The organism is Dyella sp. PARNA 12/25 (assembly GCF_055702865.1).
Genome location: NZ_JBVQCI010000015.1, coordinates 12,125 through 26,569 on the forward strand (window position 1 = coordinate 12,125; position 14,445 = coordinate 26,569).

The 14,445-nt window shown below is 62.9% G+C and carries 14 protein-coding genes and 1 riboswitch; of the genes, 9 read left to right on the forward strand and 5 right to left on the reverse strand.

Annotated features, from left to right (window positions below; genetic code table 11):
• Positions 1–59 precede the first annotated feature (59 nt).
• Positions 60–644: an adenylate kinase gene (locus AC0GUR_RS19955; protein ID WP_472879263.1), complete on the reverse strand. Its 585-nt coding sequence runs from the start codon at positions 642–644 to the stop codon at positions 60–62.
• Positions 645–870: 226 nt separating this feature from the next.
• Here AC0GUR_RS19955 and AC0GUR_RS19960 point away from each other — a divergent pair, with 226 nt between their 5' ends.
• Together AC0GUR_RS19960 and AC0GUR_RS19965 are read left to right on the forward strand one after the other, a co-directional pair.
• Positions 871–1,299: a VOC family protein gene (locus AC0GUR_RS19960; RefSeq protein WP_472879264.1), complete on the forward strand. Its 429-nt coding sequence runs from the start codon at positions 871–873 to the stop codon at positions 1,297–1,299.
• Between the two features lie 6 nt (positions 1,300–1,305).
• Complete coding sequence (locus AC0GUR_RS19965) at positions 1,306–2,574, forward strand: 6-phosphofructokinase (RefSeq protein WP_472879265.1); 1,269 nt, start codon at positions 1,306–1,308, stop codon at positions 2,572–2,574.
• A 3-nt stretch (positions 2,575–2,577) separates the two neighbouring features.
• Here the strand turns inward: AC0GUR_RS19965 and AC0GUR_RS19970 are convergent, their stop codons facing one another.
• A complete protein-coding gene (locus AC0GUR_RS19970; RefSeq protein ID WP_472879266.1) occupies positions 2,578–3,345 on the reverse strand; it encodes an alpha/beta hydrolase in 768 nt (255 codons plus the stop codon).
• Between the two features lie 170 nt (positions 3,346–3,515).
• Between AC0GUR_RS19970 and AC0GUR_RS19975 the strand changes: the two genes are divergently transcribed.
• The 4 genes from AC0GUR_RS19975 (at position 3,516) to ppa (ending at position 8,319) form a co-directional block, all read left to right on the forward strand.
• Positions 3,516–3,899 (forward strand): RcnB family protein, encoded by a 384-nt coding sequence (locus AC0GUR_RS19975; protein WP_472879267.1) that lies wholly within the window; start codon positions 3,516–3,518, stop codon positions 3,897–3,899.
• Between the two features lie 205 nt (positions 3,900–4,104).
• The gene (locus AC0GUR_RS19980) at positions 4,105–6,153 is read left to right on the forward strand and encodes a sodium-translocating pyrophosphatase (protein ID WP_472879268.1); all 2,049 of its coding nucleotides are present in this window, start codon (positions 4,105–4,107) and stop codon (positions 6,151–6,153) included.
• A 664-nt stretch (positions 6,154–6,817) separates the two neighbouring features.
• Positions 6,818–7,654 carry a 2OG-Fe(II) oxygenase gene (locus tag AC0GUR_RS19985; protein ID WP_472879269.1) on the forward strand — a complete coding sequence of 279 codons (837 nt, stop codon included), beginning with the start codon at positions 6,818–6,820 and terminating at the stop codon, positions 7,652–7,654.
• 125 nt (positions 7,655–7,779) lie between these two features.
• Entirely contained in the window at positions 7,780–8,319 is a 540-nt protein-coding gene (ppa, locus tag AC0GUR_RS19990; RefSeq protein WP_472879270.1) for an inorganic diphosphatase, read from the forward strand.
• Between the two features lie 55 nt (positions 8,320–8,374).
• Here the strand turns inward: ppa and AC0GUR_RS19995 are convergent, their stop codons facing one another.
• The 3 genes from AC0GUR_RS19995 to AC0GUR_RS20005 all read right to left on the reverse strand — a co-directional run bounded on the left by AC0GUR_RS19995 (position 8,375) and on the right by AC0GUR_RS20005 (position 11,762).
• Positions 8,375–8,596 carry a hypothetical protein gene (locus AC0GUR_RS19995; protein ID WP_472879271.1) on the reverse strand — a complete coding sequence of 74 codons (222 nt, stop codon included), beginning with the start codon at positions 8,594–8,596 and terminating at the stop codon, positions 8,375–8,377.
• A gap of 329 nt (positions 8,597–8,925) precedes the next feature.
• A complete protein-coding gene (thiC, locus tag AC0GUR_RS20000; RefSeq protein WP_472879272.1) occupies positions 8,926–10,803 on the reverse strand; it encodes a phosphomethylpyrimidine synthase ThiC in 1,878 nt (625 codons plus the stop codon).
• A gap of 143 nt (positions 10,804–10,946) precedes the next feature.
• Positions 10,947–11,041, reverse strand: a riboswitch (TPP riboswitch).
• A 70-nt stretch (positions 11,042–11,111) separates the two neighbouring features.
• The gene (locus tag AC0GUR_RS20005) at positions 11,112–11,762 is read right to left on the reverse strand and encodes a TetR/AcrR family transcriptional regulator (protein ID WP_472879273.1); all 651 of its coding nucleotides are present in this window, start codon (positions 11,760–11,762) and stop codon (positions 11,112–11,114) included.
• A 99-nt stretch (positions 11,763–11,861) separates the two neighbouring features.
• Between AC0GUR_RS20005 and AC0GUR_RS20010 the strand changes: the two genes are divergently transcribed.
• The 3 genes from AC0GUR_RS20010 to AC0GUR_RS20020 all read left to right on the forward strand — a co-directional run bounded on the left by AC0GUR_RS20010 (position 11,862) and on the right by AC0GUR_RS20020 (position 14,382).
• Positions 11,862–12,197: a hypothetical protein gene (locus AC0GUR_RS20010; RefSeq protein ID WP_472879274.1), complete on the forward strand. Its 336-nt coding sequence runs from the start codon at positions 11,862–11,864 to the stop codon at positions 12,195–12,197.
• Positions 12,198–12,362: 165 nt separating this feature from the next.
• Positions 12,363–13,022 carry a protein-L-isoaspartate O-methyltransferase family protein gene (locus AC0GUR_RS20015; protein WP_472879275.1) on the forward strand — a complete coding sequence of 220 codons (660 nt, stop codon included), beginning with the start codon at positions 12,363–12,365 and terminating at the stop codon, positions 13,020–13,022.
• Positions 13,023–13,050: 28 nt separating this feature from the next.
• Entirely contained in the window at positions 13,051–14,382 is a 1,332-nt protein-coding gene (locus tag AC0GUR_RS20020; protein ID WP_472879276.1) for a TolC family outer membrane protein, read from the forward strand.
• Positions 14,383–14,445 lie beyond the last annotated feature (63 nt).

A 14,445-nucleotide genomic window follows, 5' to 3' on the forward strand; every position in this document is an offset into this window, starting at 1 on the left:
CAGCAGTTCGTACTGCCCCTGAAAAACATCGGGCCGCCTTGCGGCGGCCCGGAAAGCGTTTAGCCGTTGGCGGCGGCCGATTCGGCGGTCAGCGCTCGCTTGACGCGATCGGTGACCTCGTCCAGCTCACCCACGCCGTCGACCACCTGCAGCTTGCCGCGGCGGGCAAAGAAGTCGGCCACCGGCGCAGTCTGCTCGGCGTAGACCTTCAGGCGGTCGCGCACGACTACCGGGTCGTCGTCCTTGCGATGCTCCGCGGCAAAGCGGATCTCGCAACGGCCAATGATCACTTCGTTGGCCACGTCGAGCTTGACCACGGCATCCAGCGGCTGGCCGATCTTGGCCAGCAGATGGTCCAGCGCATCGGCCTGGGCCAGGTTGCGCGGATAACCGTCGAGGATGAAACCGTTCTTCACGTCATCCTGCGAGAGGCGCTCTTCCAGCATGGCCAGCAGGATGTCGTCCGACACCAGCTTGCCCGCATCCATCACCGCCTTCGCCTTCAGGCCCGTCGGCGTGCCGGCAGCCACGGCGGCGCGCAGCATGTCGCCGGTCGAGATGTGCGGTACGCCAAGCGCCACCTTCAGACGGGCAGCCTGGGTGCCTTTGCCCGAACCGGGCGGACCGAGTAGGACGAGTCGCATAGTGCTCCAAGATATCCCCGGGTTACCGCACGCTGCGGCCCCACGGAATGCAAGAAATTGGGTGAACAAGTTAGCTTCTGAGGCCGGTGTCGTCAAACCGCGGCCACCGCCGGGAAACGGCAAGTGGTTGTTGCGAAAAGAGTTAACCGTGACACAGAAACGTCACGAGCACGGGCAGCGCAGGCGGGATTAAGCTCCGAAACTCGCCCAATGGAAGGAAAACGCCGTGACCACGCCCCGTATCCACATCGTCACGCTAGGCGTCAGCGACCTGACGCGCTCCCGCCAGTTCTACGAAGCCTGGGGCTGGAAGGCCTCATCGGCCAGCAATGAGAACATCGTGTTTCTCAAGGGTGGCAGCGGCGTGTTGGCCCTCTACAGTCGCGACGCGCTTGCCGAAGATGCGCTCGCCGAAGACCTGCCCACCGGATTCGCCGCCATCACCCTGGCTCGCAACGCCGACTCGCGACAAGAAGTCGATGCGTGGTTCGCCACCGCCATCGCCGCCGGTGCGCGCGAACTCAAGGCGCCGCAGGAAGCGTTCTGGGGCGGCTACTCCGGCTACCTCGCGGACCCGGATGGACACCTCTGGGAATTCGCATTCAATCCGTATTTCATGTTTGATGATCACGGCAACCTTGCCTTACCGGATTGAGAAACTATGACAGCCAAGTCCAAGCCTGCAGGTCGTTTGCTTTACGCGCAGTCAGGCGGCGTCACCGCCGTGATCAATGCCACGGCGGCTGGCGTGATTGAAGCGGCACGTGCGAAAGGCGTGACTGTCTACGCAGCGCGCAATGGCATTCTCGGTGCACTGCGCGAAGAGCTGATCGACACCAGCAAGGAGTCGAAGGCAGCCATCACCGCCTTGCGCCACACACCGGGTGGCGCATTCGGCTCGTGCCGTTACAAGCTGAAGTCGCTGGATGCCAATCGCGCCGAGTACGAGCGACTGATTGATGTGTTCCGCGCGCACGACATTCGCTGGTTTCTCTACAACGGTGGCAACGATTCCGCCGACACCGCGCTGAAGATTTCGCAGCTGGGCAAAGCCATGGGCTACGACATTCGTTGCATCGGCGTGCCGAAGACGGTCGACAACGATCTCGCCGTCACCGATTGCTGCCCGGGCTTTGGCTCAGTGGCGAAGTACACCGCCGTGTCCACCCTGGAAGCAAGCCTCGACGTGGCATCGATGGCGGACACCTCGACCAAAGTTTTCATCCTTGAAGTGATGGGTCGCCATGCGGGCTGGATTGCCGCCGCCTCGGGCCTGGCCGGCGAAGGCGCCGATGCGCCGCCACACATCATCCTGTTCCCCGAACGTGTGTTCGATGAAGCCGCGTTTCTGGCCAAGGTGAAGGCGACGGTGGAGCGCGTGGGCTGGTGCACCGTGGTGGCGTCCGAAGGTATCCGCAATGCGGAAGGTCAGTTCCTGGCGGAAGCCGGCACGCGTGATGCGTTCGGCCATACCCAGCTCGGCGGCGTGGCGCCTGTACTGGCCTCGCTGGTGAAGGAAAAACTTGGCTACAAGTATCACTGGGCGCTGCCCGACTACCTGCAGCGCTCCGCGCGCCATCTCGCTTCGAAGACCGATGCAGAGCAGGCATATGCGGTAGGCAAGTCAGCGGTGGAATACGCACTCGCTGGCATGAACGCGGTGATGCCGGTGATCGTGCGCAGCAGCGACGCGCCGTATCGCTGGAAAATCGAAGCTGCACCGCTGGCAAAAATCGCCAATCGCGAAAAGAAGATGCCGGCAAGCTTCATTACGCGAGATGGCTTCGGCATCACCGCAGCAGCTCGTCGTTACCTTGCGCCGCTGATCCAGGGCGAGGCACCGTTGCCATACGGCAAGAACGGACTTCCCCAATACGTAGCGCTGAAGAACACCGCCGTCACACGCAAGCTCGAACCGTTCGCACGCTAACTGTCACTGCAGGAACCGACTCAGGCTTACGCGGTAATCCGCGTAGTCCTGAATGGTGTTGTGGCCAGCATCGGCGACGACCTGTTCGGTCGGAGGCGTGGGAAACGCCCGGATCAGCTCGGCGGTGCGCGCGGCGGGAATGACCTCGTCGCGCTCCGCTCGAATCACCAGCACCGGACTGTGGATGTCATTCACATATCGCCAGGATTCGAAACGCTCGCGCATCAACAGGTCAGCCTGCGCCCACGGCAGATAGCTCTCCGCGACGCGCACCAGGCTATCGAAGGGTGTGACCAACACCAGTCGCTCCACCGGCCGACGCGCCGCCAGCTGTACCGCCACGCCGCTACCGAGGCTGCGCCCGAGCACGGCCACCGCGCTGTGCTGCGGCGCGACCTTGTCGAACAACGCCATGGCATCGCCGACCAGCGCCACCTCGGACGGTTTGCCTTCACTTGCCGCGTACCCGCGATACGCCACCAAATAGATGGTGCGATCAGGCAGCCACCGCGCCAGCTCGGTTCGCGAGTCTTCGATCCGCTCACCGTTGCCGCCGAAATACAGCAGCGCCTTACTCTGGCCGGGGTTCATCACCCAGCCCCGCAGCCTGACCCCGTCCCTGACCAGTTCGAAATCCGGCGGCTGGCGTACCCGCCAGGTCGTCTCGGGGTGGTAGACCAACCGCTTCTCCCCCAGTGCCAACGACGCACAAAATGCGATGTACAACACACCTGCAAGCAAGGCCATCACCAGCACCACGCGACCAAACATCTGTGCTCCTCCCTTTTCCTGCCGGGCCTTCGATTCACCTGCCTGACCGATAACTGAAAGCTCGCACGCAGGACGTAGGAAATCACCTCCTCCATTCAGACGCATGTTCCTACGATGTGCCTGCCTGACCGACGCGCGTGGCGCCGGCGGGATCCACTTAGGAGGATCCAATGAAAGCCCTATCCAGCGTGCTCGTGGCCTTCGCCCTGCTTGCAGGCAGCGGCGCTGCCCTGGCCGACCCATGGCATGACCATGGCCGGGGACATGATCGTGATGATCACGACGATCGCGGCCGTGGGCATGACCGCGACGGCTGGCGCGATCGCGGCCGCCACGAGCACTGGGAACGCCGTTACTACAGCGACCGCTACTACCGCGGTGGGCCGCGCTGGGCGCGCGGCTATCGCTATGACGGCCCGATGATGATCGTGAACGACTATGGCTATTACCGGCTGGCCCCTCCGCCTTATGGTTACCGCTGGGTGCGCGAATCCAACAACTATCTACTGGTATCCATCGGCGACAACATGATTCTGGACATGGTCATACGTTGATCTTCAGGTCGCTGATATGAAGGCGGCGCCCCGGTGGCACCGCCTTTTTTGTGGCCCAATGCCGCAGTGCGTTGCGTTGCACAACACGACTGTCGTCAGCCTCTGTCTATACTCGCCGTTGACCGCCCCTCAGGGGCGGCCGCCGTATCGGGGGTGCCGATGGGTGGTCCCGGTGCAAATCGTTACCACTCATGGGGAGGCTCCGATGCTGCAGCAGTATGGCTTGTGGATCGTGCTGGCTTGTGCGGTCCTGGCGGTTCTTTACGGCGCACTGTCCGTGCGCTGGATCTTGGCTAAATCGCCGGGCAACGCACGGATGCAAGAGATCGCTTCCGCGATCCAGGATGGTGCGAAGGCGTATCTCAATCGTCAGTACACCACCATCGGCGGCGTCGGCGTGGTGCTGTTTCTCATCATTGGTTTTGCGCTGGATTGGGCGACGGCCATCGGCTTTGCGATTGGCGCCGTCCTGTCTGGCGCCACCGGCTATATCGGCATGAATGTTTCAGTTCGTGCCAATGTGCGCACGGCCGAAGCCGCCCGCGGCGGGCTGGCCGCCGCGCTCAACGTTGCTTTCCGTGGCGGTGCGATTACCGGCATGTTGGTGGTCGGCTTGGCCCTGCTCGGTGTCACCGGCTATTACGTGGTGCTCAGCCGCATGGGCTACGAGACCATGCGCGCGTTGCATGCGCTGGTGGGCCTGGCCTTCGGTTCGTCGCTGATTTCGATCTTCGCTCGTCTCGGTGGCGGCATCTTCACCAAGGGCGCCGACGTGGGCGCCGATCTGGTGGGCAAGGTGGAGGCCGGTATTCCCGAGGATGACCCGCGCAACCCCGCCGTTATCGCCGACAACGTGGGCGATAACGTGGGTGACTGCGCTGGCATGGCGGCAGACTTGTTTGAAACGTACGCGGTGACGCTGATCGCCACCATGCTGTTGGGCGGCGTGATGGCGGAGCAGACCGGCAGCAACGGCGTGCTGTTTCCGCTGGTGCTCGGCGGCGCGTCCATCGTGGCTTCGGTGATCGGCACCTTCTTCGTGAAGGCGCGCGGCCCGAAGATCATGAATGCGCTGTACGCCGGTGTTGCCGTATCGGCCGTGCTCGCCGCCATCGCGTTCTGGCCCATCACCAGTCAGCTGATGAGCGATTCGGCGTATGGCGTTGGCCACCTGTACGGCTGCGCCCTGATTGGCCTGGTGCTGACCGGCGCCATGGTGGTGATCACCGAGTACTACACGGCCACCGAGTACAAACCGGTGCAGCATGTGGCGCAGGCATCCACGACTGGCCATGCCACCAACATCATCGCCGGTATCGGCGTGTCGATGAAATCCACCGCCTTGCCCGTGCTCGCCGTGTGCGCGGCTATCTGGAGCGCATATCAGCTGGCCGGCCTCTACGGCATCGCCATCGCCGCCACCGCCATGCTGAGCATGACTGGCATGATCGTGGCACTGGATGCTTATGGCCCGATCACCGACAACGCCGGCGGCATTGCCGAAATGGCCGAGCTGCCGCCGGATGTGCGTGGCGTGACCGATCCGCTCGACGCCGTGGGCAACACCACCAAGGCGGTGACCAAGGGTTATGCGATCGGTTCGGCGGGGCTGGCTGCGCTGGTGCTGTTTGCCGACTACACGCACAACCTGACCAAGCACCTCAACATCGATGACTTCCGCTTTGATCTGTCCAACCCTTACGTGATCATCGGCCTGCTGATCGGCGGCCTGATTCCGTATCTGTTCGGTGCGATGGCGATGGAAGCGGTGGGTCGCGCGGCAGGCGCGGTGGTGGAAGAAGTGCGCCGCCAGTTCCGCGAGATCAAGGGCATCATGGAAGGCACCACCAAGCCGGATTACTCGCGCGCGGTGGACCTGCTGACCAAGTCGGCCATCAAGGAGATGTTGATTCCGTCGCTGTTGCCGGTGCTGGTGCCGGTCATCGTGGTGTTCGGCTTCAAGTGGCTGGGAGGCCCGGAAGCCGGCGCGCAGGCGCTGGGTGGTGTGTTGATCGGCACCATCGTGACTGGCTTGTTCGTTGCGATCTCGATGACGACCGGCGGAGGTGCGTGGGACAACGCCAAGAAGTACATCGAGGACAACCACTTCGGTGGCAAGGGTTCGGATGCGCACAAGGCGGCTGTCACGGGTGACACGGTGGGTGACCCGTACAAGGACACGGCAGGGCCGGCGGTGAATCCGTTGATCAAAATCATCAATATCGTGGCCTTGTTGCTCATTCCTCTGCTGTAAGTCGCAAGCGTCCTACCTCGGCACGATCTTTGCCCACCCCTCTCCCCTGTGGGGAGAGGGGTGGGTGCTCGTGAAAACGCGTGTTCCCTCTCACCGTCATCCCTGCAAGAGCAGGAAGCGCTTTGCAACAGCGAAGCTGTTCATCCAGTGACTTTCGCTTTGATCTGGTGATGCCTCCAACGTGCCGCCTGCGACGCAAAGCGAGTCCCGTTGGGACGCTCGAATCACTCTTGCCGCGAAGCTAATCCCCGTGGGGCTTTTGCTGGCCCACGCCCATGCAAAAGCGCGTGCGAACGGCTCGGCTGCCCCACGTGCGTCGTATGCAGCGGTTGTGTGCACGACGGCGCGATACCTTGGCGTGAGCGTTCGCCTGCCGCCCGGGCAGCGCGCAGACGTTCCACGTGCCGGGGGGGTAGCCTGGGCTTGTAGCCACGAGCCGGCGAGAGCATCAACGACGCCCGCTGGACGCGCGCAGCAGCGTCCTTACTTCTCCTATCACGACGAAGCGGAACTCGACGAAGCAGTGCGGCGCATGGCAGACGCCCTGCCGCACGGCCTCCAGATGCATTAGCGACACCCAAGCCAGCCACGGGCATCACGTGAAGCAGCCACGAGCCATGCGTAAGATGGAGCACCCACGCCACCATCCTGTCCATCGAGTCGCATGAACAACCACACGATTCGTCCCGAACTGCGAGAGTGGATTCTTTCCACTGCCCGATCCGGTCACAGCCTGCATGATCTGTTGAAACTGATGCGGGACACCGGGTATGGCGCCGAACAAAGCCAACAGATTGTCGCGCGCGTGCTCAACCTGCCGATCAACAGCGTCAGGACCGCTGCCAGGCAGGCTCCCCAGACACACCGGGCACAGCACCCGAAAGCGCCTGAGCAGGTGGTCAACGGACACACAGTGCGTGTGACCGTTAGCACCGAGCAGCCCATCGTGCGTCTGCTCGAAGGTTTACTTACCGGTGACGAATGCGATCAGCTGATTGCGCAGGCGCAGCCGCGCCTGCAGCGCTCACTAACGGTCGATGTTGATGGTCGTCACCAGACTGACCACCGGCGCACCAGCCAGGGCATGTTCTTCACCATCGGTGAGACGCCGCTGGTGGACACGATCGAGCAACGCATCGCCGATTTGTTGAACATTCCGGTCAGCCATGGCGAAGGCCTGCAGATTCTTCACTACCTCCCAGGGCAGGAATACGAGCCGCATTTCGACTGGTTCGATCCGACCCAACCGGGCTTCAACTTGGTCACGTCACGAGGCGGTCAACGCATTGCCAGCGTGATCATGTATCTCAATACGCCGGAGGAAGGCGGTGGTACTGCCTTTCCTGCCATTGGCCTCACCGTGACCGCCGCACGCGGTTCGGCCGTCTATTTCGCCTACGAGGGCGGCGATCAATCCTCCCTGCATGCCGGCCTGCCTGTCATCAGCGGCGAAAAATGGATTGCCACCAAGTGGTTGCGTGAGCGGCCCTACCAAGCCTAAGTCTCGAGCCGGCCACTACAAACACTGAACTGCCTCCACGCGGCAGCCTGACGGCTGCTGCGATGCACCACCTTTTGCCGTATGCTTTCAAGTCTTTGCTTTTGACTACACCTAAGGACACCCCCATGGGTCTGCACCTCGTTCCCGCCGGCCGCAAGGTTCCGGACGAAATCAACGTCATCATCGAAATCCCGAAGGACGCCGAGCCCGTCAAGTACGAGGTGGAGAAGGAAAGCGGCGCGATCTTCGTCGACCGCATCCTGTCCACGCCGATGCGTTACCCCTGCAACTACGGCTACGTGCCGGGCACGCTGGGCGGCGACGGCGATCCGCTGGACGCGCTGGTGATCCTGCCGCTGCCGCTGGTGCCGGGTTCGGTGATCCGCTGCCATCCGGTTGGCATGCTCAAGATGACCGATGAGGCCGGCAGCGATGAGAAGCTGGTGGTGGTGCCGGTCGACAAGATCTTCGCCGGTTATGCGCACATCAAGGACATCAATCAGGTGTCCGGCCACTGGCTTGAGCGCATCGGCCACTTCTTCGAGCACTACAAGGATCTCGAGAAGGGCAAGTGGGTGAAGATCGAAGGCTGGGTCGGCGCCAGCGAAGCGAAGGCCGAGATCGAAGATGGCATCGTGCGTTACCAGGCAGACAAGAAGGCCTGATCGCTTCGAGACAGAACGCGCCGCCTTCCTGGGCGGCGCGTTTTTTATGGGCGTTTCAATTGTGCGCGATGCTAGCCCAGTTGCTGCGAGGCTTGCTTGCGGGCAACGGCGCATGATGCACACGCGCCACCTCCGCGCGCGCCGTGGCGCCTGAGCTGTCCGCTTCACGGACCCACCACCACATCAGCGCGCTGGCCAGCAGCACGCCGATAGCCAGCGTAATCAGCACGATTCGCAGCAAGGCATGTCCAGAGCTGGCGTTGTCCGACATCGGCATGACGCGTCTCCTCGTGGCAACCGTCCTCATTGCTAACGCGGAAAGAGGCTCTTGGCTGACTGGCGCCATCGCCATGGTCCGTCGCAAGATCTTCCAGCCGACCATGATGGGTGCAGGTGCACGCCGCGCACGGTAGATCGTGCCGGCGAGAAACAAGGGTGAAAAGTGGGCTGGCTCGGGAGAACGAGAACGATCTGTAGGAGCGCACTCGTGCGCGACAAACCTACGGAGCCATGCGCCTAGACGCTGCGGTCGCGCACAAGTGCGCTCCTACAAGGGAAATCACAGCACGGATGCGGCGGCGGTCGCCGCCGCATCCGTGTTAACCATCAGGCCTTGTGATAGACCTCGGAACCCTGCTGACGGAACTCGGCGGACTTCTCCGCCATGCCCTCTTCCAGCGCCTGATCCTCACCCGTACCGTGCTCGGCGGCATAGTCGCGCACGTCCTGCGTGATCTTCATCGAGCAGAACTTGGGACCGCACATCGAACAGAAGTGTGCGCTCTTGTGCGCATCCTTCGGCATGGTTTCATCGTGGAACTCGCGCGCCTTCTCCGGATCGAGACCGAGGTTGAACTGGTCTTCCCAACGGAACTCGAAGCGCGCCTTCGACAACGCGTTGTCGCGCACCTGTGCGCCCGGATGACCCTTTGCCAAGTCAGCGGCATGCGCGGCGATCTTGTAGGCAATGATGCCGTCGCGCACGTCCTGCTTGTTCGGCAGGCCAAGGTGCTCCTTCGGCGTCACATAGCAGAGCATGGCGGTGCCGAACCAGCCGATCATCGCCGCGCCGATGGCGCTGGTGATGTGGTCGTAGCCCGGCGCGATGTCGGTGGTCAGTGGCCCCAGCGTGTAGAACGGTGCTTCGTGGCACTTCTCCAGCTGGCGCTCCATGTTCTCCTTGATGAGCTGCATGGGCACATGGCCGGGGCCTTCGATCATCACCTGCACGTCGTGCTTCCACGCGATCTGGGTGAGTTCGCCCAGCGTATCGAGCTCGCCGAACTGTGCGGCGTCGTTCGCATCGGCGACGCAACCCGGACGCAGACCATCACCGAGACTGAAGGACACGTCGTACGCCTTCATGATCTCGCAGATGTCTTCGAAGTGCGTGTAGAGGAAGTTTTCCTTGTGATGCGCCAGGCACCACTTCGCCATGATCGAACCACCGCGCGATACGATGCCGGTGACACGCTTGGCCGTGAGCGGCACGAAGCGCAGCAGCACGCCGGCGTGGATGGTGAAGTAGTCCACGCCCTGCTCGGCCTGTTCGATCAGCGTGTCGCGGAAGATCTCCCAGGTCAGGTCTTCGGCGACGCCACCCACCTTTTCCAGCGCCTGGTAGATCGGCACCGTACCGATCGGCACCGGCGAATTGCGGATGATCCACTCACGCGTTTCGTGGATGTGCTTGCCGGTGGAAAGATCCATCACGGTGTCGCCGCCCCAGCGGATTGACCACACGAGCTTTTCCACTTCCTCGGCGATGCCCGACGAGACGGCCGAGTTGCCGATGTTGGCGTTGATCTTGGTGAGGAAGTTGCGGCCGATGATCATCGGCTCCGCTTCCGGATGGTTGATGTTCGCCGGGATGATGGCGCGACCGCGCGCCACTTCATCGCGGACGAATTCCGGCGTGATCAACTTGGGCAAGGCCGCGCCAAATGACTCGCCCGGATGCTGCTTGAGCAGCGCGCTGTTACCCAGCGCTTCGATGCGCTGGTTCTCGCGGATGGCGATGTATTCCATCTCCGGCGTGATGATGCCCTGGCGCGCATAGTGCATCTGCGTGACGTTGGCGCCCGTCTTGGCGCGACGCGGTGCGCGCGTGGCGGTGAAGCGGAAGGCATCGAGCTTGTGGTCGGCGGCGCGCTGGCGGCCGAACGACGAGCTCAGGTCCGCCAACTGCTCGGTATCGCCACGCTCGGCGATCCAGGCGGCGCGCAAGGACGGCAGGCCGGTAATCAGATCCACCTTGTAGTTCGGGTCGGTGTACGGGCCGGAGGTGTCATACACCGTGATGGGCGGGTTCTCCTCGCCACCGAACAGGGTCGGCGTCTGCGCCTGGCAGATTTCGCGCAACGGCACCTTCAGGTCGGGGCGGCTGCCCTGCACGTAGATCTTGTGCGAACCCGGGATCGGGCGCGTCACGGCTTCGGAGAGTTCCTGCGCGGCGCGCGCGAGGTCGGTGGGCAGGGCATTCATCGGCTTGTGTCCGTCCGCGGTCTAAGCGATGTCCCCCTAGGGGACGTGCTTTTGTTGAGTAATCCGCACAGGGGTGTGCGGGGTGTTGCGAATGGATTCGCGTACCAGCAACAGAAGCGACGGCGCCTTGCGCACAGCACGGATGGCGGTGCGGCGAAGCTCCCTACAGCGGTACTAGCCGCATCAGGTTCGAAGGGACTCTCTCAGCCGACTGTTGCCGGCACCCCCGCTTCAAGGCTCCTATTTGAGCACGAAGCGGGCGGGGCCGCGAGTCCGAGGCTGTTTCGGGGGCGGGGGAGCCGACTCGCTCAGCGGGGCAGATACGCCCGCAGGAACATGTCCACGCCGTCACGGGCGGTCTGTTCCAGCTCGGCGGCGTAGGACTGGGCACAGTCTTCGCAGCCAAACATGCGACGCATGAGCATCTCGCCCTTGATCAGGGAAAAGAACTGCCCCGCGGCACGGGTCACGTTGGGGATATCCAGCTTGCTGTCGTCAACCGCGTGTTGCAGCAGGCGTTTCATCAGACCGTTGGTGCGGTCCGGGCCTTCTTCCCACAGCAGCTTGCCGTAGCGGGGGTTGCCCTGGCGGCAGTCGCTGAGGATGGCACGGAAGGTGCCGACGTTCTGCACGTCGCAGTCCAGCTTCACGTGGTGGAGGGCGATGCGCTCGAGCGTGACGCGGATCTCTTCCTCGGCCACGTACTGGTAGGTGTCTTCCGGCATCAGGTCCTGAATACGCGCTCGGATCACCTCGCGGAACAGGTTGTCCTTGTCGCCGAAATGGCTATAGACCGTGAGCTTGGAAACGCCAGCCTCGGCCGCCACGGCGTCCATGCTGGTGCCGGCGAAGGCATTGCGGATGAACAGGGCCTTGGCGGCCTCTAGGATCGCCGCGCGCTTCTCCATGTCCTTGGGACGGCCGGGTCCCTGAGGCTTGGTCTGCGGGATCGTGCTCATGGCTATACCTTCACAAATGGCTTCACAAATGGGTAACTCGCGTTTAGTATACGCGACGGTTTAGTTATTTTCCACGGCCAAGATACAACGGCTCGCCTTATGTCCACCACTATCGCAGAACTTTCGCTCAGTCCGGCATATCGTCGCGCCCAACGCGCGGTGTCCGCCTGGCTGGAACTAGGCCAGACTGAGGCGCGCCAGCTGGCGTTCGCCGCCCGCGCCGCCCTGCCAGGCCTGGATGGCGTTGAACGCGGCCGTCTGGCGCGCTGGCTGGCCTGGCTGGACGTTGCCGCGCAGAGTCGCGGCGATGCCTCGCCGATGGAGCGCATTCAGCGTCTTGACGCTTCATTGCATCAGGCGGTGCAAGATGCTTTGACCCGACTGCCCGGCAATACGCCTGTCGTGTACGCGAGGAACCATCGCAGAAGCGCCTGAGTGTCCGCGGACATGGCGCCACGCATGACTTCCGTCAACCAAGCGCGGTGACTTCCGGCACTTCGAGAGGTTGGCATGAGGCCGCAGGCTTTGCACATTGTCGGAAAGTGGCTAAGCGCTTATCCTTTTTAGCCTTTTTTTCGATCTGAACTGGGACGTAGCAAGATGGCGATGAACTTCGAACAGGCGCGAGTCAACATGGTGGAAAACCAGGTGCGCCCCTGGGAGGTGCTGGATGCCCGCGTACTCGACGTGCTGGGCAGCGTGCGCCGCGAGGACTTCGTTGCTCCGGAACACCGCAAGCTGGCGTTCGCCGACCTGTGCCTGCCGCTGGGCCACGGCGAAGTGATGATGAAGCCGGTGATTGAGGGCCGCGTGCTGCAGGCGCTGGAACTCTTGCCGACCGATCAGGTGCTGGAAATCGGCACTGGCTCGGGCTTCCTCACCGCTTGCATGGCCAAACTTTCGGCGCACGTCACCAGCCTGGATATCCACGCTGATTTCATTACGACGGCCAGCGAGCGACTGGCGCACGCCGGCATCACCAACACCAAACTGGAAGTCGGTGAAGCCGTCGCTGCATGGCAGCCCGCCGGCCTGTTCGACGCGCTGGTCGTCTCCGGCGCGGTGTACCAGATTCCGCAGCGGTTCCTGTCCTGGCTGAAGCCGGGCGGTCGCCTTCTCGCGGTGCGCGGCGAATCGCCGGTGCAGCAGGTGGTGCTGTTGACCCATGAGGGCAGCGGCCGCTATCGCGAAGAGTCTCTGTTCGAGACCGACCTGCCATACCTGAAGCACGCCGAGCCGCCGCGTCGTTTCGTTTTCTGATTCCCCTTCCCAAAACAAGAGGCAACCCATGCGCTTGAAGCTTCTGACCCTCGCCCTGGCACTGTCGGCGTTCCCGCTGGCCGGCCACAGCGAGGACTTGCTGGATGCATACCGAGAAGCACGCGCCAACGACCCGGTGCTGTCACAGGCGGAAGCAACCCGCCTTGCTACCGGTGAAGGCGTTACCCAGGCGCGTGCGGTCATGCTCCCGCAGCTCAATGGCAGCTTTGGCCTGACGCAGCAGCAGACCGGCAGTAACCTCGCTTCTGGCTCGCTTCAGGGCAACGGCCATTCACGCACGCGCCAGGTGGGAGCCACGCTGAACCAGTCGATCGTTGACCTGAGCCAGTGGGCCAATCTGTCAGCCGCTCGTTCGCAGGCTTCTTCGCAAGACGCCACGTACGATGCCGCTCTGCAGACCCTCTATGTGCGCGTCACCACGGCTTACTTCGGTGTGCTGACCAGCCAGGACGCACTGGTGTTCGCCAAGGCCAGCGAAGACTCCTTCAAGCAGGCCTATGACCAGGCTGACCAGCGCTTCAAAGTGGGTCTGTCGGCGGTCACTGACGTTTACCAGGCCAAGTCGGAATACGAACTGGCCAAAGCGCAGTCCGTCGCGGCACAAAACACGCTCAATGACGCTAAGGAAGCGCTGACGCAGATCACCGGCAAGCCGGTTGGCGAACTCAAGAAGCTGCGCGAAGATTTGCCGCTTATGCCGCCCAATCCGGCTGATCCGGATGCATGGGTACAGGCATCGCTGAAGTCCAATGCCACCATCCAGGCCTTCCAGTACAACGTCGAAGCGGCTGAGCACAGCGTCGATGCCGCCCGTGCCGGACACCTGCCCACGCTCAATGCCACGGTATCGCGCGGCAAGGAAACGACGTGGTTCGAGCAGGCCAGCGCTGCCGGTCTGCGCGGCAATGGCCAGTACGGCACCACGGTAGGCCTGTCGGTGAACATCCCGATTTTCTCCGGTGGAGCTACGCAGTCGCGCGTTCGCCAGTCGATCTACCAGCGCGACGAAGCGCAGGATTCGTTGGAGTCGACGCGCCGCCAAGTAGTGCGTAACACGCTCAACTTCTACCGCTCGGTGCTCTCGGGCATCAGTCAGGTGGAAGCGAACAAGGCCTCGGTGGAGTCCGGCCAGAAGGCGTTGGAAGCCACGCGCGCCGGCTTCGACGTCGGCACCCAGACGATGCTGAACGTGCTCAACGCCATTCAGACCCTGACCCAGGCCGAAAGCAGCTACTCGCAGTCACGTCACGCGCTGGTCCTCGACGAGCTTCAGCTGAAGCAGTCCGCCGGCTCGATCGACCTGAAGGACATGGAACTGGTCAACGCGATGCTGCAGTAACGGCGCATCGACCACCGCTGCAAGCCACAAGGCCGGGCATGTCCCGGCCTTGTCGTGTCTGGA

What these genes read in the sequence shown, in the direction of transcription:
- AC0GUR_RS19955 (WP_472879263.1), bottom strand. Translation starts at nt 644, where the DNA reads ATGCGACTCGTCCTACTCGGTCCGCCCGGTTCGGGCAAAGGCACCCAG.
- AC0GUR_RS19975 (WP_472879267.1), top strand. Translation starts at nt 3,516, where the DNA reads ATGAAAGCCCTATCCAGCGTGCTCGTGGCCTTCGCCCTGCTTGCAGGC.
- thiC (WP_472879272.1), bottom strand. Translation starts at nt 10,803, where the DNA reads ATGAATGCCCTGCCCACCGACCTCGCGCGCGCCGCGCAGGAACTCTCC.
- AC0GUR_RS20015 (WP_472879275.1), top strand. Translation starts at nt 12,363, where the DNA reads ATGGCGATGAACTTCGAACAGGCGCGAGTCAACATGGTGGAAAACCAG.
- AC0GUR_RS20020 (WP_472879276.1), top strand. Translation starts at nt 13,051, where the DNA reads ATGCGCTTGAAGCTTCTGACCCTCGCCCTGGCACTGTCGGCGTTCCCG.
- AC0GUR_RS20005 (WP_472879273.1), bottom strand. Translation starts at nt 11,762, where the DNA reads ATGAGCACGATCCCGCAGACCAAGCCTCAGGGACCCGGCCGTCCCAAG.
- AC0GUR_RS19970 (WP_472879266.1), bottom strand. Translation starts at nt 3,345, where the DNA reads ATGTTTGGTCGCGTGGTGCTGGTGATGGCCTTGCTTGCAGGTGTGTTG.
- AC0GUR_RS19980 (WP_472879268.1), top strand. Translation starts at nt 4,105, where the DNA reads ATGCTGCAGCAGTATGGCTTGTGGATCGTGCTGGCTTGTGCGGTCCTG.
- AC0GUR_RS19985 (WP_472879269.1), top strand. Translation starts at nt 6,818, where the DNA reads ATGAACAACCACACGATTCGTCCCGAACTGCGAGAGTGGATTCTTTCC.
- AC0GUR_RS19995 (WP_472879271.1), bottom strand. Translation starts at nt 8,596, where the DNA reads ATGCCGATGTCGGACAACGCCAGCTCTGGACATGCCTTGCTGCGAATC.
- AC0GUR_RS20010 (WP_472879274.1), top strand. Translation starts at nt 11,862, where the DNA reads ATGTCCACCACTATCGCAGAACTTTCGCTCAGTCCGGCATATCGTCGC.
- AC0GUR_RS19965 (WP_472879265.1), top strand. Translation starts at nt 1,306, where the DNA reads ATGACAGCCAAGTCCAAGCCTGCAGGTCGTTTGCTTTACGCGCAGTCA.
- ppa (WP_472879270.1), top strand. Translation starts at nt 7,780, where the DNA reads ATGGGTCTGCACCTCGTTCCCGCCGGCCGCAAGGTTCCGGACGAAATC.